Raw genomic sequence first — 22598 nt, forward strand, 5'->3', positions numbered from 1 at the left:
CAGGCAGGAACTGTGGGGCGTGGCGTTGGCTTATAACCTGCTGCGCTTCATGATGGCGCAGATGGCTAACAGCCTGAAGCATGTAGAGCCTTATCAAATCGGTTTTAAACAGGCTGCGTTATATCTGACGGCCCAACTGAGCCTGCTTCCGGCAGTTGCCCCAGGGAAAGTCCCGAAGATAATGAATGATATCCTGGCAATGGCGGGGAGCTTCGTACTTCCTTCTCGACGGCAAAGGCATTACCCACGGGCAGTAAAAAAGAAGCCGCAACGTTATACGTTGCGGCTTCCTCAAAAGCTTAACTGACAAGCATTACGCCTGAGGCGCCCTTTTCGTTGCTGCATGGCGTGAGGAATTAGACCTCTTCCATTTTGCCCAGCAGAGCGCGCAGGCGATCTTGCCATACGTGCTGTTCTTCTTTCAGCTGTTGGTTTTCGCGCACCAGCGCTTCGTGGTTGCCGGAGGCAGCCTGAACTTCCTGCGACAGAGAGTTGTTTTTGTCTTTCAGCTCTTCAATTTCCATCTGCAACAAGGTGATGGTATCAATCGCCTGCTGTACTTTTGCTTCCAGTTTCTCAAATACTTCAAATGACATGCTTCAGTCCCCTCATGATAGCAAGGCGTACATCTATAAGTAGCGGCCGCAACGTCGGCTGCAGCTACTGCGAATATTGCATCGCGCTCAGTGACGCGCGCCGTTACGGAAGGCGCGCCAGTCTCGATTCGTTAAAAACGATTGTAAGTAGCCAGTCTCCGCCTGTCTAGCAACATACCGGATCATCGCGCAGTCTGTTGCAATTTTCCTGCCCCCGCCATCAGCAAAAACTGAAAATCCCCGCCGCCACTGCAGCGAGTTGTTAACAACCCTCGTCAAACCACTGGTCAGATCACACTTTTATGGCTCAGAAAGAACACTAAACGACGCGAAATCGCTCAATTTTATGACGCGCCACACACATTTTGATTTCGCTATTTCTCGTTTATGTTCGTTAACGATAAATTTACATCACGTCCTTATTCAATAATTGGACGAGATGAAAAAAACTGTGCCCATAGGCCGGATGTATACCCAACTGAGCCTATAAACCAACAACCGCCGTTTTGCAGGACAACAACATTATGAGCCAAACCACCAGTCCGACATTAAAAGGCCAGTGCATCGCCGAGTTCCTCGGCACGGCGCTGCTGATCTTCTTTGGCGTAGGCTGCGTTGCCGCGCTGAAACTGGCGGGCGCCAGCTTCGGCCAGTGGGAAATCAGCATCATTTGGGGCCTGGGCGTCGCCATGGCCATCTATCTGACCGCCGCCATTTCCGGCGCGCATCTCAACCCTGCGGTCACCCTCGCTCTGTGGCTGTTCGCCTGCTTCGACGGGCGCAAAGTGGTGCCTTACATCATTGCTCAGGTCGCCGGAGCCTTCTGCGCCGCTGCCCTGGTCTATGGGCTGTACTACAACCTGTTCTTCGACTTCGAAGCGGCCCACCACATGGTGCGCGGCAGCAACGAAAGCCTCGAACTGGCGGGCATCTTCTCGACTTACCCTAACGCGCACATCTCCGTCGGCCAGGCCTTCCTGGTAGAAACGGTGATCGCCGCCATTCTGATGTGCCTGATCCTGGCGCTGACCGACGACGGCAACGGCATTCCGCGCGGCCCGCTGGCCCCGCTGCTGATCGGTATTCTGATTGCCGTGATCGGCGCCTCCATGGGACCATTGACCGGCTTTGCGTTGAACCCGGCGCGTGACTTCGGGCCGAAACTGTTTGCCTACCTGGCCGGCTGGGGCAAAGTCGCCTTCACCGGCGCACGGGACATCCCGTACTTCCTGGTGCCGATCTTCGCCCCTATCGTCGGCTGTGGCCTGGGCGCTTTCGGTTACCGCGCGCTGATTGGCCGCCACCTGCCGTGCGACGTCTGCGTGACGGAAGAAGAGCCTGATGCCAAGACCCAGCAGCGCAAAGCGTGATGGGTGCAGTTTTACACGGTTAACAACAGCAGGATAATTACCATGACTGTAGAAAAAAAATACATTGTCGCACTCGACCAAGGGACCACCAGTTCACGCGCCGTCGTGCTCGATCACGACGCCAACATCGTTGCGGTATCGCAGCGCGAATTCCCGCAGATCTATCCAAAGGCCGGCTGGGTTGAGCACGACCCGATGGAGATCTGGGCGTCGCAAAGCTCGACGCTGGTAGAAGTGCTGGCGAAAGCCGACATCAGTTCCGATCAGATCGCCGGCATTGGCATCACCAACCAGCGCGAAACCACCATCGTCTGGGAAAAAGAGACCGGCAAGCCGATTTACAACGCCATCGTCTGGCAGTGCCGCCGCACCGCCGACATCTGCGAGAAGCTCAAGCGCGACGGCCTGGAAGAGTACATCCGTCACAACACCGGCCTGGTGGTTGACCCGTACTTCTCCGGCACCAAGGTGAAGTGGATCCTGGACAACGTCGAAGGCGCCCGCGAGCGCGCCAAGCGCGGCGAACTGCTGTTCGGCACCGTCGATACCTGGCTGGTGTGGAAAATGACCCAGGGGCGCGTACACGTTACCGATTACACCAACGCCTCACGCACCATGATGTTCAACATCCACGAGCTGGACTGGGATGAGCGCATGCTGGAAGTGCTGGATATCCCGCGTGCCATGCTGCCGAAAGTCCGCCCTTCCTCCGAGGTGTACGGCCAGACCAACATCGGCGGTAAAGGCGGCACGCGTATTCCTATCGCCGGTATCGCCGGTGACCAGCAGGCAGCGCTGTACGGCCAGCTGTGCGTTCAACCGGGCATGGCGAAGAACACCTACGGCACCGGCTGCTTCCTGCTGATGAACACCGGCAAAGAAGCGGTGCGCTCGAAAAATGGCCTGCTGACCACCATCGCCTGCGGCCCGCGCGGTGAAGTGAACTATGCGCTGGAAGGCGCGGTGTTCATCGGCGGTGCGTCTATCCAGTGGCTGCGCGATGAGCTGAAACTGATCAGCGACGCCGCCGACTCCGAATACTTCGCCACCAAGGTGAAAGACAGCAACGGCGTCTATGTGGTGCCGGCCTTTACCGGCCTGGGCGCCCCTTACTGGGATCCGTATGCCCGCGGCGCCATCTTCGGCCTGACCCGTGGCGCCAACAGCAACCACATCATCCGCGCCACGCTGGAATCCATCGCCTTCCAGACCCGTGACGTACTGGACGCCATGCAGGCCGACGCCAACACCCGCCTGCAATCGCTGCGCGTGGACGGTGGCGCGGTCGCCAACAACTTCCTGATGCAGTTCCAGTCCGATATCCTCGGCACCCGCGTAGAACGCCCTGAGGTGCGTGAATCGACGGCGCTGGGTGCCGCGTTCCTGGCGGGCCTGGCCATCGGCTACTGGAACGATCTGGATGAAGTGAAGAGCAAAGCGGTGATTGAGCGCGAATTCCGCCCAAGCATCGAAACCACCGAACGCAACTACCGCTACAGCGGCTGGAAAAAAGCGGTGGCTCGTGCTCAGGCATGGGAAGATCACGAGTAATCTCGACGCTGCCGTTTCTCCAACAAGCGCTGCCTGCGGGCGGCGCTTTTTTTTGCCCCGCCCCGCCGCCACCGCGCTGTGATAGACTTTGCCGATATTTTCTTCCCTTTCTCACAGACAGGTTTGCCATGAAACGTGAATTAGCCATCGAATTTTCCCGCGTTACCGAAGCCGCCGCGCTGGCGGGCTACAAATGGCTGGGACGCGGCGACAAGAACGCCGCCGACGGCGCGGCGGTCCACGCCATGCGCATCATGCTCAACAAAGTGGATATCGATGGCCGCATCGTGATCGGCGAAGGCGAGATCGACGAAGCGCCGATGCTGTATATCGGCGAACAGGTCGGCACCGGCCAGGGCGACGCGGTCGACATCGCGGTCGATCCGATCGAAGGCACCCGCATGACCGCCATGGGCCAGTCGAATGCGCTGGCGGTATTGGCGGTGGGCGATCGCGGCACCTTCCTGCACGCGCCGGACATGTACATGGAGAAGCTGGTGGTCGGCCCGGCGGCGCGCGGCGCCATCGATCTCGACCTGCCGCTGGCGGAGAACCTGCAGAACGTCGCCGCACGGCTGGGCAAACCGCTGTCGCAGCTGACGGTGATCGTCTTGGCCAAACCGCGCCACGACGGCGTCATCGCGCAGATGCAGCAGCTGGGCGTGCGGGTGTTCGCCATTCCTGACGGCGACGTGGCGGCCTCCATTCTCACCTGCATGCCGGAAAGCGAGGTCGATGTGATGTATGGCATCGGCGGCGCGCCGGAAGGGGTGATCTCAGCCGCGGTGATCCGCGCGCTGGACGGCGACATGCAGGCGCGTTTGCTGCCGCGCCATGAGGTGAAAGGCGACAGCGCCGAGAACCGCCGCATCGGCGAACAGGAACTGACACGCTGCCGGGAAATGGGTATCGAGGCCGGTCAGGTGCTGCGCATGGACCAGATGGCGCGCAACGACAACGTGATCTTCTCCGCCACCGGCATCACCAAGGGCGATCTGCTGGAAGGTATCAGCCGCCAGGGCAACATGGCCACGACCGAAACCCTGCTGATCCGCGGCAAGTCGCGCACCATCCGCCGCATCCGTTCGACCCACTATCTGGATCGCAAAGACCCGGCGCTGCACGAGTTTTTGCTGTAAGCCGACAAGAGACCGCCCCCAGCAGCCGCTGAGGGCGGGTTCATCCCGCCACCGGCGTTTTGGCGGGCAGCAGTTTCCCACGCAACAGCAGCCACAGCGTCTTCACCATCAGGCCGACGAGCAGCAGGTTAGCCAACGCGAACAGCCCCCAGGCCAGCACTTGCATATCGGCCCCGCGCTGGCTCTGCAACAACCGCAGCGACGCGTTCGCCATCGCCGATAAGCCGAACGAGAAAGCCCACATGCCCGGGCTGAAGCCACCGGCAAAAAACCAACGCACCAACCGGAACATAAAAAACAGCTGCAGCAGGCCGTAGCCCAACAGGATTAAGGCGAACGTATCGAAGTCGTTGCCATTGACGCATAACCACGCGTAGCAGGCGACAAAGGCCGGAGCCAGCTGAATACCGATAACGCCGCGGGCGGCGGCCGGCAGCGCGGCCTTGGTGCGCAGACGGTGGATGATGGCGGGTTCGAGGGTCAGCCATGAAATCAAACCGGCTCCAAGAAACATCATGCCGATATCAGGGTGGCCGGCGGTGCCAAACGCCATCGCGCAGATAAAGTTAGCGGCCACCGTCGGCAGGTAGAATCCCGGCGTCGTGGCCTCCGACGCGAACTCGCCGCGCCACAACGGCGCACAGCGCCAGGCCGAGAAGATGAGCTGGCCGACGGAGCCCGCGACCATCAGCCCATTCGCCAGCGGCAGGCTATAGGGGTGCAGACCGATGGACACCAACACGCCGCCTGCCGGAAGCAGGCTGATAAAACTGAACTGAGTGTTGCTGCGAAACTCGTCACGCACCGCGCGTGGGTCAATCAGGCAGCGGCAGAGATAGATCAGCGCCAACGCCAGCCAGATAGCACTGCCGAGAAAGATGAGCGACTCACCCAGCCAGCCGGGCCCATAGCCGAGCGTGGCGGCGTATCGCCAGGCGCTGCCGAGGCCGAAAACCCCCAGAACCATCCCAAAGAAGCCGACGGGAACACGTTGAATGCACTGCAGTGATGACATAGCGAATAACCCGGAAAAATACTGTCGGTAAAGTGTATACCGATCGCCTCAGCGCAGTAATAACCTGGGTCAAACCGGCGGCAGGACCTTAGTCGTCTTGCAAGACTAAGGCCTGCGCCGGTTCAGGAAGAGGGTTATGCGGTATGCCCCTGATGTTGCATCCGGTTGGACAGCGGCCACCAGCACAGCAGGATCAGCAGCGCCATCGCGAACATCAGCAATCCGAGGCTGAACTGCCCGGTTTGCGGCAGCATGGCGGAAAGCCAGGTCGCGAGCCCCGATCCCATGTTCTGCATGCCGCCCACCAACGCGCCCGCCGCGCCGGCCAGGTAAGGGAACGGCTCCATCGCCCCGGTGGTCGCCAGCGGGAACAGCATGCCGGCGCCGAAGAAGAACAGCGCGGCCGGCACGATCAGCGTCCAGATGTTCATCACGCCGAACCAGCCCGGGATCCACATCATCGCCCCCGCCAGCAGGCAGCTAATCACCGAATGCCACATCAGGGTGTGGAAGGTCTTGCCGTCGCGCCCGGCGTACCAGGCGCCGAAAAACGCCGCCGGGATCGGCAGAATGAACAGGATGCTGACGGTCAGACCGCTCAGCCCCAATACGCCGCCCATCAACACGCCACAGCTGGCCTCGAATACCGCAATCCCCGCCAGCGCGCCGATCAGCATCACCAGATAGCAGCTGAAGGTGCTGTCGCCCAGCAGCTGGCGAAAACTGGCCAGCATGCGGCGTTTTTCCGTCTGCACCGGGCGGGTCTCCGGCAACCAGCGAAACATGGCGAAGGCGACGCAGGCGCACAGCGCCAACAGGAAGGCATAACAGGCGCGCCAGCCGAACACCATTGCCAATGCGCCGCCGATCACCGGCGCGAGCAGCGGGCTAACCAGAATCCCCATGTTCAACAGGCTATTGGCGTAGCGCAGCGCGGTGCCGGCATACAGATCGCGCGGCATGGTGCGCGCCATCACGCCCGCCACGCCGGTGCCCATGCCCTGAATCGCGCTGGCGGCGACCAGCATCGTCAGGTTGGTGGACAGCAGCGCGCCCAGCGCACCGACCAGGAAGATCATCATGCCGGTCAGGATCACCGGACGACGTCCGATACGGTCCGATATCGGACCGTAAATCAGCTGGGAGAAACCGTAGGTCAGCAGATACGCCGCCATCACCCGTTGCACGGCGCCGGTGCGAACCGACAGATCGTGGGCGATATCAGCAATCACGGGAACATAAATGGTTTGCGCCATCTGGCCGACGGCGACCAACAGGATAAGCATCACCAGCAGGTGAAAATTCTCTAGTTTTCTCATTATCTTCGTTAACGTTTCAACTCGTCACAGCGTCCCGGTATGGCCGTTGCAGCAGCCAGAACGGCGAGCAGCCCTCTATGGCGGCATAAACTAATCAAATCTGATTTTTTTAGCGAGTTTCAGGCAGATATTGATCCAGGTCACACTGGCAGCAAACCCGACCAGGCTCGTAAATTAAACTGTACGTCTAACGCTTTGGAGTTAAAAATAGCGCCCTTGCAGTAGCCGCGCTTTAGCATTTAATCGATAATTCTTTTCATCAACTTGAAATAAAATAACACCATAGGGATTTGGTTCATGAAAACACCTGAGCTGATTTTATTGCAGTTAAAGGCTCTCGGCCCGCACTCGGCCAAAATGCTGGCGGAGCGTCTGGACATTACGCCGATGGGCATCCGACAACATCTGCAATCCCTGGAAAAACGTGAGTTGGTTTGTTACGAAGAAGCGCGCAGCAAGGTCGGCCGCCCGACGCGCTACTGGTCGCTGACCGAGCGAGGGCACGCCTTTGCCGCCGCCGATCAGGAGCGGCTGCGGGCATCCGCGCTGCAGCTGTTTGGCGGCGCCGGGGTGGAGCCGTTGCTCAACGCGCGCGAAGAGCAGCTTTATCTGCGTTATGCCGAAGAGCTGTCCGCCGAGCGCAGCCATCAGGACCGGTTAGCCCGCCTGGTGCGCCTGCGGCAACACGACGGTTACATGGCCGAATTGTTCGACCACCCGCACGGCACGCTGTTGGTGGAAAACCACTGCCCGATTGGCGTGGCCGGTTCCAGCTGCAGCAGCCTGTGCAATTCCGAGCTGCAGCTGTTTCACCGCCTGTTCGGCAACGACTACCGGGTAGAGCGCACCGCGCACGCCATTTCCGGCTCACGACATTGTGCTTATTTGATTCGACCACGGGAGCTTTAGAGTATGGCTGAATGGGTAAACGGCAAGGTTACGCAGGTAAAACAATGGACCGACGGGCTGTTCAGCCTGGTGGTCAATGCCCCCATCGATCCTTTCACCGCCGGGCAATTTGCCAAGCTGGCGCTGGAGATCGACGGCGAACGGGTGCAACGTGCCTACTCCTACGTCAATGCCCCCGACGACGCCAATCTGGAGTTCTATCTGGTCACCGTGCCGGAAGGCAAGCTGAGCCCGCGCCTCAGTCAGCTGCAGCCGGGCTCGGACGTGATGGTAACCAAAGAAGCGGCCGGCTTCTTCGTGCTGGACGAGGTGCCCGACTGCGATACGCTGTGGATGCTGGCGACCGGCACCGCCATCGGCCCCTATTTATCGATTCTGCAGCAGGGCGCCGGCCTGGAGCGCTTCAACAACCTGGTGCTGGTGCACGCCGCGCGCTTTGCGCGTGACCTGAGCTATCTGCCGCTGATGCAGCAACTGCAGCAGCGCTACAACGGCAAGCTGCGCATCCAGACCGTCGTCAGCCGCGAAGAGGCGCCCGGCTCATTGACCGGCCGCGTACCGGCGCTGATCGAGGACGGCCGGCTGGAAGCGGCGATCGGTTTGACTATCGACGCCGAAACCAGCCACGTGATGCTGTGCGGCAACCCGCAAATGGTGCGGGACACCCAGCAAACGCTGAAAGACCACCGCCAGATGCGCAAGCACCTGCGCCGCAAGCCGGGCCACATCACCAGCGAACACTACTGGTAACCCGGCGAGGGTCAGCGGAACTTCACCGGTTCGGCTTCCGGGCCGAACCGGTTATCTCCCGGCGTGCCGACGAAGGCCCCCAGATCGATCATCATCATCACGATAATCAGCGTCGGAATGAAGCGCCCAACGCCCCATTGCCAGATCGGCGCCAGCATCTGCCAGTTCCCCGCCGCCAGCATCCACGCCAGGATCAGCAGCAGCGCCCACCAGCCGGCCTTGTTGCGATCGTGCAGGCGCTTGACCAGCACCGCCGCCGTCGGCCACAGCAGCGCCACGATAAAGAAGGCGATGGATTGGATGGCGACCAGCTGATAATTGGCCAGCGTAAACGCCGCCGCCATCAGCACCAACCACAGCCCCATCCAAATCCAGAAGTCGCGCCGCCCGATGCGGCCCTTAAAAGAAAAACACCACTGTTGTAACGTCATCGATTCCTGCGCTCTAAGCCTGCCCATATTCTGCGCCGCAGTGTAACATAGGCGCTGCCGGGCCGAGTTTTCCGCCTCGCATAACGCGGTGCGCCGCACAGCTTTCTCGTCAGCGAACCGATAATGGCGTGGGATCTTTGACAAGCCCCGCGGGTTATCGCTTTAATCGGAGCCATCTTTGTCCTTGATGCCATACGCCATGCTGAGAAAAACCCTCGTCATCGCCTGCCTGCTTCAGGTGGCCGCCAGCGCCTGGGCCGATCCGCCGCCCGCCGATGCGACGCCCGCCGCACCTTACCTGCTGGCCGGGGCACCGACGTTCGATCTGACGGTGGTCAAATTCCGCGAAAAATACAACCGCGATAACCCGAAGCTGCCGATTGGCGAATTCCGCGCCATTCCCGCCGCCGAAGACGATTCGCCGCTGCTGACGCGCGCCGCCAGCAAACTCAACGAAAACCTGTACGCCTCCACCGCGCTGGAGAAAGGCACCGGTAAAATCAAAACGTTGCAGATCACTCACCTGCCGCTGCAGCAGGCCAATGAAGAAAAAGCCGCGCGCGCCATCGCCATCAGCTACATGGCGGCGCTGATGCGCCAGTTCGAACCGGCGTTGACGGTGGAACAGAGCCAGAACAAGGTGAACAGCCTGCTGGAAAAAGGCAAAGGGTCGCGCTTTTACCAACAGCAGGTCGGCGCCATTCGCTATGTCGTCTCGGACAACGGCGATAAAGGCGTAACCTTCGCGGTTGAACCGATTAAGCTGGCGCTTTCCGAGCCGTAACGGCGCGGCATTTAATGACGAAAAGCAAAGCCTTCGCGCTTAATGATCTCTATACTGTTGGGCAGGTAAACTGCCGGTCCGGCAGTTGTCATTTCGACTCTCGCGTTTTCTAGTTGGAGGAAAAAACATGCGTCATCCATTAGTTATGGGTAACTGGAAGCTTAACGGCAGCACCCACATGGTCAACGAACTGATCGCCGGCCTGCGCAATGAGCTGAGCAGCGTTGACGGCTGTGGCGTCGCCATCGCCCCGCCGGTGATGTATCTGGATCAGGCCAAGCACGCGCTGGCCGGCAGCCGCATCGCGCTGGGCGCGCAGAACGTGGACGTTAACCTGTCCGGCGCCTTCACCGGTGAAGTTTCCGCCAACATGCTGAAAGACGTCGGCGCCCAGTACATCATCATCGGCCACTCCGAGCGTCGCACCTACCACAAAGAAAGCGACGAAGTCATCGCCGAGAAATTCGCCGTGCTGAAAGAAGCCGGCCTGATCCCGGTGCTGTGCATCGGTGAAACCGAAGCGGAAAACGCTGCGGGCAAAACTGAAGAAGTGTGCGCGCGCCAGATCGACGCCGTGCTGAAAACGCTGGGCGCACCGGCGATGAAAGGCACCGTGATCGCCTATGAGCCGGTCTGGGCCATCGGTACCGGCAAGTCCGCTACCCCTGCGCAGGCGCAGGCCGTGCACAAATTTATCCGTGACCACATCGCCAAACACGATGCCGCGGTTGCCGCTGAAATCATCATCCAGTACGGCGGTTCGGTGAACGACAAGAACGCCGCAGAGCTGTTCTCTCAGCCGGACATCGACGGCGCGCTGGTTGGCGGCGCTTCGCTGAAAGCCGACGCTTTCGCCGTGATCGTCAAAGCCGCTGCCGCAGCGAAAAAAGCCTGATTGTCTTAGGCTTGTCATAAAAAAACCCCGGCAAGCCGGGGTTTTTTATTGCCGCTCAGACGGCATCAGCGTTTGCTTATCTCGTCGAACACGCCGCCGGTGGCGAAGTGCACCTTCTGCGCTTCGGTCCAGCCGCCGAAGGTGTCATCCACGGTGAACAGCTTCAGCTGCGGGAACTGCCCGGCAAACTTGGCCGCCACCGCCGCATCGCGCGGACGGTAATAGTGCTGTGCCGCGATGGTCTGCCCTTCCGGCGAATACAGATACTTCAGGTAGGCGGTCGCCACGTTGCGGGTACCGCGTTTATCGACCACCTTATCCACTACCGACACCGTCGGTTCGGCCAGGATCGATTCACTCGGGGTGATAATCTCGAACTTGTCTTTGCCCAGTTCTTTCTCCGCCAACAACGCTTCGTTTTCCCAGGCGATCAGCACATCGCCGATACCGCGCTCAACAAAGGTGTTGGTCGCGCCGCGCGCGCCGGAATCTAACACTTCGACGTTCTTGTACAGGTTTTTGACGAAGTCCTGCGCCTTGGCCTTATCGTTGTTGTTGTGGTGCAACGCGTAGCCCCAGGCGGCCAGGTAGTTCCAGCGGGCGCCACCGGAGGTTTTCGGGTTCGGGGTGATCACCGACACGCCCGGTTTGAGCAGATCGGGCCAATCGTGAATCTGTTTCGGGTTGCCTTTGCGCACCAGGAAGACGATGGTCGAGGTGTAAGGCGCCGAGTTGTCCGGCAGGCGTTTGATCCAGTCTTTCTCGATACGCCCGCGTTCGGCGATGGCGTCGACGTCATAGGCCAACGCCAGCGTCACCACGTCGGCCTCGATGCCGTTGATCACCGAGGTCGCCTGTTTGCCGGAGCCGCCATGCGACTGGCGCACCGTCACCTTGTCGCCGGTTTCCGCCTGATAGTGCTTGCTGAATGCCGTGTTGTAAGCCTGATAGAACTCACGCGTCGGATCGTATGACACGTTCAGCAGTTGAATATCCTTCGCCATGGCGCCGGACGCCAACAGCACCAATGTCAGACCAACACCCCATTTACGCATCGACAGGCTCTCCCAGAAAATTAAGCGCAACCTCAATCGGTTGATTTAGCATCAGAGCCTGCCAGAAACTTTCCCGGCAATTAAAGAATAAAAAATTTTGGGATAGATGATTCCGGAATATATCGCCGACGGGCATAAAAAAGCCCCCGCGAGCGGAGGCTTTTTTGTCGTGCGGTGAGCGGCATATCAGTACAGTTTTTTCGCCGTTTCCAGCCAGTCACCCTTGAACGGACGCTTCATGTTTTCGATCGCGTCGATGATGTCGTGATGCACCATTTTTTCGTTCTGGATACCGACGCAGCGGCCGCCGTAACCCTGCAGCAGCAGCTCGATGGCGTAGGCGCCCATGCGCGAGGCCAGGATGCGGTCGTAGGCAACCGGCGAACCGCCGCGTTGAATGTGGCCCAACACGGTAGCGCGAGTTTCACGCTTGGTTTCCTGCTCGATGTGGCGCGCCAGCTCATCGATATCGCAGATGTGCTCGGTGATCGCCACGATGGCGTGTTTTTTACCCTTGGCGATACCGGCCTTGATTTCGCACACCAGATCTTCGCGATTGAATTCGATTTCAGGCAGCACGATGAATTCGCAGCCGCCGGCAATCGCCGCCGCCAGCGTCAGATCGCCGCAGTAACGGCCCATCACTTCCACGATGGAGATACGCTGGTGCGAAGAGGAGGTATCGCGCAGGCGGTCGATCGCTTCCACCACGGTTTCCAGCGCGGTGAAGTAACCGATGGTGTAGTCGGTACCGGCAACGTCGTTATCGATGGTGCCCGGCAGACCGATGCACGGGAAGCCTTCTTCCGTCAGGCGTTTGGCGCCCATGTAGGAACCGTCGCCGCCGATCACCACCAGCGCGTCGATGCCGCGATTCTTCAGGTTTTCAATCGCCTTGGCGCGCACGTTTTCATCCCTGAACTCCGGGAAGCGGGCCGAGCCGAGGAAGGTGCCGCCGCGGTTGATCATGTCGGACACGCTATAGCGGTCCAGCTGCTCCATGCGATCTTCGTACAAGCCAAGGTAGCCATCGTAAATACCAAAAACTTCCAGACCTTCTGAAAGCGCAGAACGCACAACGCCGCGGATTGCAGCGTTCATACCCGGCGAATCACCGCCGCTCGTCAGTACACCGATTTTCTTGATCATGACTACCTCTGAACTGTGTAGATGCAATTTCTTAAGAATTCTGTCTCCGCCGATCGTCTTGAAACCTCTCCGGCTGCAGAAAACCAGCTTTACGGCTTATTGCTGGATATTATATCAAAAACACCCAGCTGAATTGATTCAAGTCACGCAATATAACGGTAAAAATATCGCATGGCACGCTGAGCTAACTCAGATATTCATGATAATACTTCGATCTATGCCTCTATCTGATTATAGCTCCCAATGCCCCTGCCTACCCGGTGGCACCACGGAGCACGGATCCAGGTGAATGATGACGTCTGCCCCCGCAAAACGGTGCCGCAACGCCTGTTCCACCTGATCGGCCAACCGATGCGCCTCACGCAGCGGCAGCGTGTCTTCCATCTCCAGATGCAGCTGGATGAAACGCGTCGGCCCCGACTGCCGCGTGCGCAGATCGTGCGCGCCTTTCACCCCGGGCCAAGAGGAAACCACCTCGATAATCGCCTGGCGTTCGTCATCCGGCAACGCCCGATCCAGCAGCGACTGCACCGCTTCGTAGCCCATGCGCAGCGCGCTATACAGGATGTAAACGCCGATGCCCAGCGCGAACAGCGCGTCCGCCCGCTGGAAGCCGTACCAGCTTAGCCCAAGAGCGATAAGAATAGCACCATTCATCATGACATCTGACTGATAATGCAGCATATCTGCGCGCACTGCCTGGCTGCGCGTTTTTCTGACCACCCAACGTTGATAGGTGACCAGAATCAGGGTGCTGATCAACGCGATCACAGTCACGACGATCCCGACGCCGGGATCGCGCAGCGTTTGCGGCGCATACAAATGCTGGAAGCCGGTGAGGAACAGAAACAGGGCGGAGCCGGAAATAAACATGCTTTGCGCCAGCGCCGCCAGCGACTCCGCTTTGCCGTGGCCAAAGGTGTGCTCGGCATCGGCCGGCTGCAGCGAATAGCGCACCACCAGAAGGTTGGTCAGCGAGGCGGCAATATCGACCAGCGAATCCACCAGCGCCGCCAGCAGGCTGACCGAACCGGTGTGGTACCAGGCGACGATTTTGATCAACAGCAGCGACGACGCCAGCGCGGTAGCGGCCAACGCAGCGGACTTTACCAGGCGTGCATAGCGCTGTTCCATGAAGGGATCCCGGTCAAAAGGTGTGGCGCTCAATATAGCGAAATGTCGGATAAAAAAAACCCCGCCATCATGGCGGGGAAGACAGGGATGGTGTCTATGGCAAGGAAAAACAGGGGACTACTCAGTCGTACTTCACTTCTGGGCAGAAGCTTGCTGCAAACCAGAAATTTGTTGCTCCATCTGCTGCATACGCTGCTGATGTTTCTGGTCTAAAACACTTTTTTGCTCTGGCGTCAGCAGGTTATACATTTGGTTGCGCACCCGGGCCATTTCGACCTGGCGCTTGACCTGCTGTTGGGCCATCTTTTCCGCCTGGGCATACACGGCGGCTTCGTCAAATTTCTCTGCGGTCACCAGTTTATGCATGGCTTCCATTTCAGCTACATTGACACCAGGCAGATCGTGCCGGGCCTGGCGCATCAAATCGCGCATTTGCTGGCGCTGCTGTTCGCTGAGGCTGACACCGTCGAACATATGGTGCTGGCCGGGTATTCGGGTCATCGCGTCGTTGCCGGGAGGTTGGGCTGTGTCCGGTATAGTGTCGGCAGCGAAGGCAGCGGTCGAACCAATTGCCAGCAGTGATGCCATAACTAATGCGGTCACCTTACGCATTTCAACTCCTCAAGCTTTCTCACTTTGCGAATCAACGAGGAGCAGTGTACCGCTACACCTGAAAACCTGCGTCAGTGCATGTAAAACTACGTAAAGTCATGGAATGGCAACAGTTGATGACGTATTTTGCGTCTGGAGGTAAATCATAATGAACAAGATTCTGTTAGTTGACGACGACCGCGAGTTGACCTCGCTGTTAAAAGAACTGCTTGAAATGGAAGGTTTTAATATCGTCGTCGCGCACGATGGCGAGCAGGCGTTGTCGCTGCTGGACAGCTCCGTCGACCTGCTGCTGCTCGACATCATGATGCCGAAGAAAAACGGCATCGATACGTTGAAAGAACTGCGCCAACATCACCAGACGCCGGTCATCATGCTGACCGCGCGCGGCAGCGAACTGGACCGCGTGCTGGGCCTGGAGCTGGGCGCCGATGATTACCTGCCGAAACCCTTCAACGATCGCGAACTGGTCGCGCGCATTCGCGCCATTCTGCGCCGTTCCAACTGGAGCGAACAGCAGCAGCAGGTCGACAGCGGCGCCCCGACGCTGGATGTCGATGGCCTGCAGCTCAACCCCGGCCGCCAGGAGGCCAGCTTCGACGGTCAGGTACTGGATCTGACCGGCACCGAATTCACCCTGCTTTACCTGCTGGCGCAGCATCTCGGCCAGGTGGTGTCGCGCGAACTGCTGAGCCAGGAAGTGCTGGGCAAACGCCTGACCCCGTTCGATCGCGCCATCGACATGCACATTTCCAACCTGCGGCGTAAGCTGCCGGATCGCAAAGACGGGCATCCGTGGTTCAAAACCCTGCGCGGGCGGGGTTATTTGATGGTATCTGCAACATGATCAACAGTTTGACGGCACGCATCTTCGCCATTTTCTGGTTCACGTTAGCCCTGGTGCTAATGTTGGTGCTGATGGTGCCCAAGCTCGACTCCCGCCAAATGACCTCGCTGCTCGACAGCGAGCAGCGGCAGGGGTTGATGCTGGAACAGCACGTCGAGGCCGAGTTGCAAAACGATCCGGCCAACGATCTGATGTGGTGGCGCCGCCTGTTCCGCGCCATCGACAAATGGGCGCCGCCGGGCCAACGCCTGCTGCTGGTCACCAGCGAAGGCCGGGTGATCGGCGCGCAGCGCAATGAAATGCAGATCGTCCGCAACTTCATCGGCCAATCCGATAATTCAGATCATCCGAAGAAGAAAAAGTACGGTCGCGTCGAGCTGGTCGGGCCGTTCGCGGTGCGCGACGGCGAAGACAACTACCAGCTGTACCTGATCCGCCCCGCCAACAGCCCGCAATCCGATTTCATCAACCTGATGTTCGACCGGCCGCTGCTGCTGCTGATCGTCACCATGCTGATCAGCGCCCCGCTGCTGCTGTGGCTGGCCTGGAGCCTGGCGAAACCGGCACGCAAGCTGAAGAACGCCGCCGATGACGTGGCGCGTGGCAACCTGAAGCAGCATCCGGAACTGGAGGCCGGCCCGCAGGAGTTTCTGGCCACCGGCGCCAGCTTCAACCAGATGGTCAGCGCGCTGGAGCGCATGATGAACGCGCAGCAACGGCTGATCTCGGACATCTCGCACGAGCTGCGCACGCCGCTGACGCGCCTGCAGCTGGCCACCGCGTTGATGCGTCGCCGCCATGGTGAAGGCCACGAGCTGGCGCGCATCGAAACCGAAGCGCAGCGGCTGGATTCGATGATCAACGATCTGCTGGCGCTGTCGCGCGGGCAGCAAAAAGGCGAGCTGGCGCGCGAGCAGCTGAAGGCCAACGACCTGTGGGCCGACGTGCTGGACAATGCCCGTTTCGAAGCGGAACAGATGGGCAAGCAGTTGGAGATCACCGCGCCGCCCGGCCCGTGGACGCTGTTCGGCAACGCGAGTGCGCTGGATAGCGCGTTGGAAAACATCGTGCGCAATGCCCTGCGTTATTCGCACACCCGCATTGCCGTGGCGTTCAGCGCCGACAATCAGGGCGTGACCATCGAGGTTGACGACGACGGCCCCGGCGTCAGCGCCGAAGATCGCGAGCAGATCTTCCGTCCGTTCTACCGCACCGATGAAGCGCGCGACCGCGAATCCGGCGGCACCGGCCTCGGCTTGGCGATCGTCGAAGCGGCAGTCAACCAGCATCGCGGCTGGGTGAAGGCCGAAGACAGCCCGCTTGGCGGCCTGCGGCTGGTGCTGTGGCTGCCGCTGCATCATCAACGTCTGTCGACTAAGACAGAACAGTAAGAGTTTGCTATCCTGCGCCCCTCGTTCACGAGGGGCCTGCAACATGCTGAACATCGTTTTATTTGAACCCGAAATTCCACCCAACACCGGCAATATCATCCGCCTGTGTGCCAATACCGGCTTTAACCTGCACCTGATCGAACCGCTGGGATTCCCGTGGGACGACAAGCGCCTGCGCCGCGCCGGGTTGGACTATCATGAGTTCACCCGCGTCAGCCGCCATGCCGATTACGCTGCCTTTCTCGCCGCCGAAAACCCACAGCGGCTGTTTGCCCTGACCACCAAAGGCACGCCGGCGCACAGCGCCGTCAGCTATCAGGCCGGCGACTACCTGCTGTTCGGCCCGGAAACGCGCGGGTTGCCCGCCGACATCCTCGATGCGCTGCCTGCGCAGCAAAAAATCCGCATCCCGATGCAGGCGCAAAGCCGCAGCATGAACCTGTCGAATGCCGTATCGGTGGTGGTGTATGAGGCCTGGCGGCAGCTGGACTATGCCGGCGCGCTGATCAAGGCATAATCCGCGACGACGCGCCATACTGGAAGCATCATCGCTGCGATGTTCTTTCCAGGAACGGCACATGGCTTTCATCGAGGATATTGTCACCCAGCTTCGCCGCCTCGAGACGGCGCTGAACGAGGCGCTGCTGCGGCTGCAGCAGGCGCAAGACAGCGAAGCGCTGCACGACCTGCGCGTCTGTCTGCGCCGCATTCGCAGCCTGCTGCGCCCGTTGCGCGGCTGCCCCGGCGCAACGCGGCTCGATCGGGCCGCCGCCGAGTTGGGCAGGCTCACGACGCCGCTGCGCGATCTCGAGGTGCTGATCGCCGAACTGGCAAGCCATCGCCTCGATTGGCAGGCCAACGTGCGCCGGAGCGATCTTCAGGCTCGCTGCCGTCAACTGCTCGCCCATCCGCAGCTCATCGACTTTCCCTCGCTGTTGCACGCCTGGCCGCGCCGCTTCCGCCGCACCGCGCGACGCACCGCCAAATACCGCCTGAACCGGCGCCTGCAGCGCCAACAGCGGCAGCTGCGCCGGGCATTGGCCGATACCGGCTACGATCGCCACCATCTGCGGCTGCTGATAAAACGCCTGCGTTACGCCGCCGAAGCCTATCCGCAACGCCTTTCCCTCTCTGCCGAAGCGACGGCGGGCCTCAAAGCGGCGCAAAACGCCCTCGGCGACTGGCACGATCGGGAGGTCTGGTGCCTGCAGGCCGAGCATCAGGCGGATCTCTGGCCGTTGTTGCCCCTATGGCATGTTGAGCAACGCCAGGCGCTGGCCAGAGCGGATACCCTACTCGCCGCCTTATCACCGGCGCTGGCGGCGAAAACCGGCGGCGCATCACGATCCTGAAAAAAGGCCACGGCAGGGCACGCCCGGCCCCGAAAATGCCCGATGAGGCACAGATAATGCGCTATGTTTTGTAAGGGTAATCACCACTCATCATAGGAAACCATATGAAGAAACAACGCTTGAGCGTTGCCATGGCGGTTCTGGCAGCGGGCCTGTTGCTGGCGGGCTGTTCGTCCAAAGTCACCCAAACGTCTCAATATTCGGGCTTCTTGTCCGATTACAGCAAACTGCAGGAAACCACCTCGCCAAGCGGCCATAAAACGCTGCGCTGGATAGATCCAAACTACAAGGAATCCAACTACCGCGGCCTCTATTTCCAACCGGTGGTCTATTTCCCGGCGGAAAAACCGACCACGCGCGTCAGCCAGGACACGCTGAACAAAATCAAGGCGTATGCGACCCAGCGGATTAAAGCCGCGCTACAGAACCGCTTCACCATTCTGCCCAGCCCGGCAGGCTCACGTGTGTTAGTAGCCAAACTCGCCATCACCGCCGTTTCCGCCGAAAACGAAGACATGAAGTTCTATGAGGTGGTACCGGTCGCGGCGGTCGTTGCCAGCACCATGGCGGCGACCGGGCACCGGACGCAAAATACCGCGCTGTATATCGAAGGCGAGCTGATCGACCAAGACACCGGTAAAACGGTGATGGAAGTGGTACGCAAGGCTTACGGCAAAACCGTCAACAACGACAGCACGCCGGTCACGGCGGATGACGTCAAGGCGGCGATCGACGACATCGTTACCGATATCACCAACTTCCCGAAACAGGGCTGACCGCCGCCTGAAAAACACAGGGGGAGCCGAAGCTCCCCCTGAATGGCTGCGCAGACGGCACTCAAATGCCGTCGCCGTACTCAAAGCCGTGATTGGTGCCGTTGAAGTATTGGTCCATATCCATCGACGGCGTATCGCTCTCCGGACGCCCGACGATGCGCGCCGGTACGCCGGCGGCGGTGGTGTGCGGCGGTATCGCCTGCAAGACCACCGATCCCGCGCCGATCTTCGCGCCCTTGCCCACTTCGATATTGCCGAGAATTTTGGCGCCGGCGCCAATCATCACCCCTTCGCGGATTTTCGGGTGACGGTCGCCGCTGGTTTTACCGGTACCACCCAGGGTGACCGACTGCAGGATAGAAACGTTGTTCTCCACCACCGCCGTTTCACCGATCACGATGCCGGTGGCGTGGTCGAGCATGATGCCGCAGCCGATGGTCGCCGCCGGGTGGATGTCCACGCCGAAGGCGACAGAAATTTGATTTTGCAGGTAGATAGCCAGCGCTTGCCGCCCTTGCTGCCACAGCCAGTGACCGATACGGTAAGCCTGCAGCGCATGGAACCCTTTCAGGTAAAGCAGCGGCGTGGAGTATTTATCGACCGCCGGGTCGCGCAGCCGCACCGCGAGGATATCGCGCGCCGCCGAAACGATCATCTGGTTGTCGGACTTGTAGGCCTCTTCCACCACCTCGCGCACCGCGATGGCGGGCATGATCGGCGTCGCCAGCTTGTTGGCCAGCATATAGCTGAGCGCGCTGCCCAGGTTCTCGTGCTTGAGCAACGTCGCATGGAAAAAGCTGGCCAGCATCGGTTCACAATCAGCCAGTGCTCGCGCTTCTGATTTAATGCTGTTCCAGACCTGCTCCAACTCTTCTGACGACATCACATTCCCCTCTGCCTTGCCAAACGGGCCGCTTCACACGGTAGCGCGAAGCGGCCCAGGTCATTTGCGGGGTCAGCACGCTGCCCCGGCATATCGTTTTATGTCACGCGCTGGGTTTTTCGTCCTTTCGGGCTCGCCCCAGCAGGCTCAGCGCCGCTTCGCGGGCGTCTTTATGGCAGTAAAGCACCTGATAAATCTGTTCGGTGATCGGCATTTCCACGCCGTGCCGCTGCGCCAGTGCCAACACCTCTTTGGTATTGCGATAGCCCTCGACCACCTGGCCGATGCTGTCCTGCGCTTCCTGCACGCCTTTGCCCTGCCCCAGCATAATGCCGAAGCGGCGGTTGCGCGATTGGTTGTCCGTGCAGGTTAGCACCAGATCCCCCAGCCCCGCCATGCCCATGAACGTCGAAGGATCGGCGCCGAGCGCAGAACCCAGACGGCTCATTTCCGCCAGCCCGCGTGTAATCAACGCGGTGCGGGCGTTGGCGCCGAAACCGATGCCGTCGGACATGCCGGCGCCGATGGCGATCACGTTCTTCACCGCGCCGCCAAGCTGCACGCCGATGAAGTCGGGATTGCTATAGACACGGAAGCTCTTGCCGCAGTGCAGCAGCTGTTGCAGATCGTCGGCGAACTGCGCATCGGTCGCCGCCAGCGCGATCGCCGTCGGCAGGCCGGCGGCCAGCTCTTTGGCGAACGTCGGCCCGGAGAGCACCGCCAGCGGGATCGTCTCGCCCAACGCCTCACGCGCCACGTCCTGCAGCAACCGACCGGTTTCCGCTTCCAGCCCCTTGGTGGCCCACACGATACGGGCGTCCGGGCGCAGATGCGGCTTCAGCTGGCGCAGCACGTCGCCGAACACGTGGCTCGGCACCACCACCAGCACGTCGCGACTGGCCGCCAGCGCACGCGCCAAATCGGCTTCAAGCAGCAGGGTATCGGGGAAGGGAACGTCGGGCAGAAACGCCTGATTGCAGCGATCTTGCTGCAACGTTTGAATTTGCGCGGGGTTGTGCCCCCACAGCACCACGGAGTGGCCGTTACGCGCCAGCGTAATGGCCAATGCGGTGCCGTACGAGCCGGCACCGATGACAGTCATTGAAGCATTGACGGTGTTCATCAGGCATCCTGATGTGGTGCGGCACCTTCGCCTTCCGCCTGCTGCTGCAGATAGTTCATGAACAGCGCGTCAAAGTTGACCGGTGCCAGGTTCAGCTGCGGGAATGTGCCGCGGGAAACCAGGCTGGTGATGCACTCGCGCGCATACGGGAACAGGATGTTCGGGCAGTATGCACCCAGGCAATGCGCCAGCTGCGTGCCTTCGATGCCTGCTACCGAGAAGATGCCCGCCTGTTGCACTTCGCACAGGAACGCAGTTTCTTCGCCCAGGCTCGCCGTCACGGTTACGCGCAGTACCACTTCATACACTTCGTCAGCCAGCTGGCTGGACGCGGTATCCAGATCAAGTTTAACTTCCGGCTGCCATTCCTGCTGGAAAACCTGCGGCGCGTTCGGCGCTTCGAAGGAGATGTCCTTGGTATAAATACGTTGGATCTGGAAAGCCATTTCGGTGCTGTTTTGTTCTGACATGTGAGTAATACCCTTGGTTAAACGTCCTTATTGACACTCGGTGAACCGGCAAGCTGCTTAAAGCAGCGGATCCAGGCCGCCGCGAGCATCGAGTTCATATAAATCATCGCAGCCGCCGATATGCCGGCCGTCGATGAAAATCTGCGGCACCGTGGTGCGCCCGCTGCGCTCGATCATCACTTCGCGCTTGGCGTTATCGCCGTCGATGGCGATCTCGTTAAACGCCGCGCCCTTGCTGTTCAACAGCGCCTTGGCGCGATGACAGAACGGACAGGTCGCTTTGGTGTAGATATCAATGTTAGCCATGGATTGCCACCTCAAATAGGTTAAACGGTTACTTACCGCGCACCAGCGGCAGGTTTTCTCCGCTCCAGCCGGAAATGCCGTCTTTCAGCATAGTCACCTTTTCAAAACCGGCCTTGCTCAGGTTCTCCGCCGGCTCGCGGGAGGCGGTGCCGTTGGCGCACACGACGATGATCGGCTGCGCTTTGTGTTTTTCCAGCTCGCCCAGGCTGCCGTTTTTGATTTCGCTGGCGGTCAGGTTGATGGCGTTGGCCAGGTGACCACGGCGGAAATCGTCGCGGCTGCGGGTGTCGACCACCACGGCTTCTTCTTTGTTGATCAGGCGAATAGCTTCACCGCGGGCGATCTCTTTAACCTTGGAGAAACGGCTTTTGAAGGTCATGACGATCACGGCGACCAGCAGAGCGATCCAAGCCAGGCTCAGAATAGGGTGTCTGCTTACGAATGGCATAATTTCTTGCAGCATGGGGTGTAACAACTCCCGTCAGTTAAGGGATAAATAAGTCAAGGTTCCAGAGTATACCTGCCGAGTGCGGCAAATACAGCCAATAAGCAAGCGCGATTGTAGAAACTGCGGGCTGCGCTGAGAAATTCCCGACGTCAGAGCATAAAAGCCCGCGCGATTCGCCGCAACCTTGATCTCTTTGGGCTATTTATCGCCGCCGGCGGTGTAAAATCAGCCGGTTTTTCGAGGGTGAATAGCCATGCCTGCGGCGGGCGCATGGCTATTCGCAGCTTAAAAAG

At 59.9% G+C, this 22598-nt stretch carries 25 protein-coding genes and 1 pseudogene; 13 read left to right on the forward strand and 13 right to left on the reverse strand.

All coding sequences use genetic code 11. From position 1 onward, the window contains the following. Positions 1-307: pseudogene (locus tag QOL81_RS23305) on the forward strand (IS4 family transposase); the annotation flags it as partial. A 49-nt stretch (positions 308-356) separates the two neighbouring features. On the opposite strand, the gene zapB reads toward QOL81_RS23305, so the two are convergent. Beyond that, complete coding sequence (gene zapB, locus QOL81_RS23310; protein WP_004931092.1) at positions 357-596, reverse strand: septal ring assembly protein ZapB; 240 nt, start codon at positions 594-596, stop codon at positions 357-359. Positions 597-1120: 524 nt separating this feature from the next. Between zapB and QOL81_RS23315 the strand changes: the two genes are divergently transcribed. From QOL81_RS23315 to glpX, 3 genes are all read left to right on the forward strand, one after another. Beyond that, positions 1121-1966: an MIP/aquaporin family protein gene (locus QOL81_RS23315; RefSeq protein ID WP_038872721.1), complete on the forward strand. Its 846-nt coding sequence runs from the start codon at positions 1121-1123 to the stop codon at positions 1964-1966. Between the two features lie 42 nt (positions 1967-2008). After that, positions 2009-3517 carry a glycerol kinase GlpK gene (gene glpK / locus QOL81_RS23320; RefSeq protein ID WP_019452234.1) on the forward strand — a complete coding sequence of 503 codons (1509 nt, stop codon included), beginning with the start codon at positions 2009-2011 and terminating at the stop codon, positions 3515-3517. A gap of 128 nt (positions 3518-3645) precedes the next feature. Further along, positions 3646-4656 (forward strand): class II fructose-bisphosphatase, encoded by a 1011-nt coding sequence (gene glpX, locus QOL81_RS23325; RefSeq protein ID WP_070913792.1) that lies wholly within the window; start codon positions 3646-3648, stop codon positions 4654-4656. 40 nt (positions 4657-4696) lie between these two features. Here the strand turns inward: glpX and tehA are convergent, their stop codons facing one another. Both tehA and emrD read right to left on the reverse strand, forming a co-directional pair. Further along, a complete protein-coding gene (gene tehA, locus QOL81_RS23330) occupies positions 4697-5671 on the reverse strand; it encodes a dicarboxylate transporter/tellurite-resistance protein TehA (protein WP_060424970.1) in 975 nt (324 codons plus the stop codon). Positions 5672-5805: 134 nt separating this feature from the next. Continuing rightward, positions 5806-6990, reverse strand: coding sequence for a multidrug efflux MFS transporter EmrD (emrD, locus tag QOL81_RS23335; RefSeq protein ID WP_004931102.1), 1185 nt, complete (start codon positions 6988-6990; stop codon positions 5806-5808). A gap of 297 nt (positions 6991-7287) precedes the next feature. Between emrD and QOL81_RS23340 the strand changes: the two genes are divergently transcribed. Together QOL81_RS23340 and fpr are read left to right on the forward strand one after the other, a co-directional pair. After that, positions 7288-7899 (forward strand): helix-turn-helix transcriptional regulator, encoded by a 612-nt coding sequence (locus QOL81_RS23340; protein ID WP_060424972.1) that lies wholly within the window; start codon positions 7288-7290, stop codon positions 7897-7899. Between the two features lie 3 nt (positions 7900-7902). Beyond that, entirely contained in the window at positions 7903-8649 is a 747-nt protein-coding gene (fpr, locus tag QOL81_RS23345; RefSeq protein WP_047729616.1) for a ferredoxin--NADP(+) reductase, read from the forward strand. 11 nt (positions 8650-8660) lie between these two features. Here the strand turns inward: fpr and QOL81_RS23350 are convergent, their stop codons facing one another. Continuing rightward, entirely contained in the window at positions 8661-9080 is a 420-nt protein-coding gene (locus QOL81_RS23350; protein ID WP_019452229.1) for a DUF805 domain-containing protein, read from the reverse strand. A 199-nt stretch (positions 9081-9279) separates the two neighbouring features. Here QOL81_RS23350 and QOL81_RS23355 point away from each other — a divergent pair, with 199 nt between their 5' ends. Both QOL81_RS23355 and tpiA read left to right on the forward strand, forming a co-directional pair. Then, positions 9280-9864 carry a DUF1454 family protein gene (locus QOL81_RS23355; RefSeq protein WP_047729614.1) on the forward strand — a complete coding sequence of 195 codons (585 nt, stop codon included), beginning with the start codon at positions 9280-9282 and terminating at the stop codon, positions 9862-9864. Positions 9865-9991: 127 nt separating this feature from the next. Continuing rightward, positions 9992-10759 (forward strand): triose-phosphate isomerase, encoded by a 768-nt coding sequence (gene tpiA, locus QOL81_RS23360; protein ID WP_004931113.1) that lies wholly within the window; start codon positions 9992-9994, stop codon positions 10757-10759. Between the two features lie 65 nt (positions 10760-10824). On the opposite strand, the gene QOL81_RS23365 is transcribed toward tpiA, so the two are convergent. The 4 genes from QOL81_RS23365 to cpxP form a co-directional block, all read right to left on the reverse strand. Next, positions 10825-11814 (reverse strand): sulfate ABC transporter substrate-binding protein, encoded by a 990-nt coding sequence (locus tag QOL81_RS23365; protein WP_060424973.1) that lies wholly within the window; start codon positions 11812-11814, stop codon positions 10825-10827. A 186-nt stretch (positions 11815-12000) separates the two neighbouring features. After that, positions 12001-12963, reverse strand: coding sequence for a 6-phosphofructokinase (pfkA, locus tag QOL81_RS23370; RefSeq protein WP_004931116.1), 963 nt, complete (start codon positions 12961-12963; stop codon positions 12001-12003). Positions 12964-13194: 231 nt separating this feature from the next. After that, positions 13195-14097, reverse strand: coding sequence for a CDF family cation-efflux transporter FieF (gene fieF, locus QOL81_RS23375; RefSeq protein WP_033649885.1), 903 nt, complete (start codon positions 14095-14097; stop codon positions 13195-13197). Positions 14098-14229: 132 nt separating this feature from the next. Continuing rightward, positions 14230-14709 carry a cell-envelope stress modulator CpxP gene (cpxP, locus tag QOL81_RS23380; RefSeq protein ID WP_004931122.1) on the reverse strand — a complete coding sequence of 160 codons (480 nt, stop codon included), beginning with the start codon at positions 14707-14709 and terminating at the stop codon, positions 14230-14232. A 148-nt stretch (positions 14710-14857) separates the two neighbouring features. On the opposite strand from cpxP, the gene cpxR reads away from it, so the two are divergent. The 5 genes from cpxR to QOL81_RS23405 all read left to right on the forward strand — a co-directional run bounded on the left by cpxR (position 14858) and on the right by QOL81_RS23405 (position 19075). Further along, entirely contained in the window at positions 14858-15556 is a 699-nt protein-coding gene (cpxR, locus tag QOL81_RS23385; RefSeq protein WP_004931124.1) for an envelope stress response regulator transcription factor CpxR, read from the forward strand. Then, complete coding sequence (gene cpxA / locus QOL81_RS23390) at positions 15553-16947, forward strand: envelope stress sensor histidine kinase CpxA (protein WP_047729612.1); 1395 nt, start codon at positions 15553-15555, stop codon at positions 16945-16947. The genes cpxR and cpxA overlap by 4 nt, the downstream gene beginning before the upstream one ends. Positions 16948-16990: 43 nt before the next feature. Then, positions 16991-17464, forward strand: coding sequence for a tRNA (uridine(34)/cytosine(34)/5-carboxymethylaminomethyluridine(34)-2'-O)-methyltransferase TrmL (gene trmL, locus QOL81_RS23395; protein WP_004931130.1), 474 nt, complete (start codon positions 16991-16993; stop codon positions 17462-17464). A gap of 61 nt (positions 17465-17525) precedes the next feature. Further along, complete coding sequence (locus tag QOL81_RS23400; RefSeq protein ID WP_060424975.1) at positions 17526-18299, forward strand: CHAD domain-containing protein; 774 nt, start codon at positions 17526-17528, stop codon at positions 18297-18299. A gap of 104 nt (positions 18300-18403) precedes the next feature. Beyond that, entirely contained in the window at positions 18404-19075 is a 672-nt protein-coding gene (locus tag QOL81_RS23405; RefSeq protein WP_038872629.1) for a DUF3313 domain-containing protein, read from the forward strand. A 61-nt stretch (positions 19076-19136) separates the two neighbouring features. Here QOL81_RS23405 and cysE read toward each other — a convergent pair whose 3' ends face one another. The 5 genes from cysE to QOL81_RS23430 form a co-directional block, all read right to left on the reverse strand. Further along, a complete protein-coding gene (gene cysE / locus QOL81_RS23410; RefSeq protein ID WP_004931135.1) occupies positions 19137-19958 on the reverse strand; it encodes a serine O-acetyltransferase in 822 nt (273 codons plus the stop codon). Positions 19959-20061: 103 nt separating this feature from the next. Then, entirely contained in the window at positions 20062-21081 is a 1020-nt protein-coding gene (gene gpsA / locus QOL81_RS23415; protein ID WP_038872626.1) for an NAD(P)H-dependent glycerol-3-phosphate dehydrogenase, read from the reverse strand. Further along, positions 21081-21551, reverse strand: a complete 471-nt coding sequence (gene secB, locus QOL81_RS23420) for a protein-export chaperone SecB (protein WP_025304678.1) — start codon at positions 21549-21551, stop codon at positions 21081-21083. Before secB ends, gpsA begins: the two co-directional genes overlap by 1 nt. A gap of 57 nt (positions 21552-21608) precedes the next feature. Next, complete coding sequence (gene grxC, locus QOL81_RS23425; RefSeq protein ID WP_004931142.1) at positions 21609-21857, reverse strand: glutaredoxin 3; 249 nt, start codon at positions 21855-21857, stop codon at positions 21609-21611. Between the two features lie 28 nt (positions 21858-21885). Next, the gene (locus tag QOL81_RS23430; RefSeq protein ID WP_038872623.1) at positions 21886-22320 is read right to left on the reverse strand and encodes a rhodanese-like domain-containing protein; all 435 of its coding nucleotides are present in this window, start codon (positions 22318-22320) and stop codon (positions 21886-21888) included. Between the last annotated feature and the right edge of the window lie 278 nt (positions 22321-22598).

It is taken from the genome of Serratia sp. CC22-02 (genome assembly GCF_900182895.1).
GTDB lineage: Bacteria > Pseudomonadota > Gammaproteobacteria > Enterobacterales > Enterobacteriaceae > Serratia > Serratia nevei.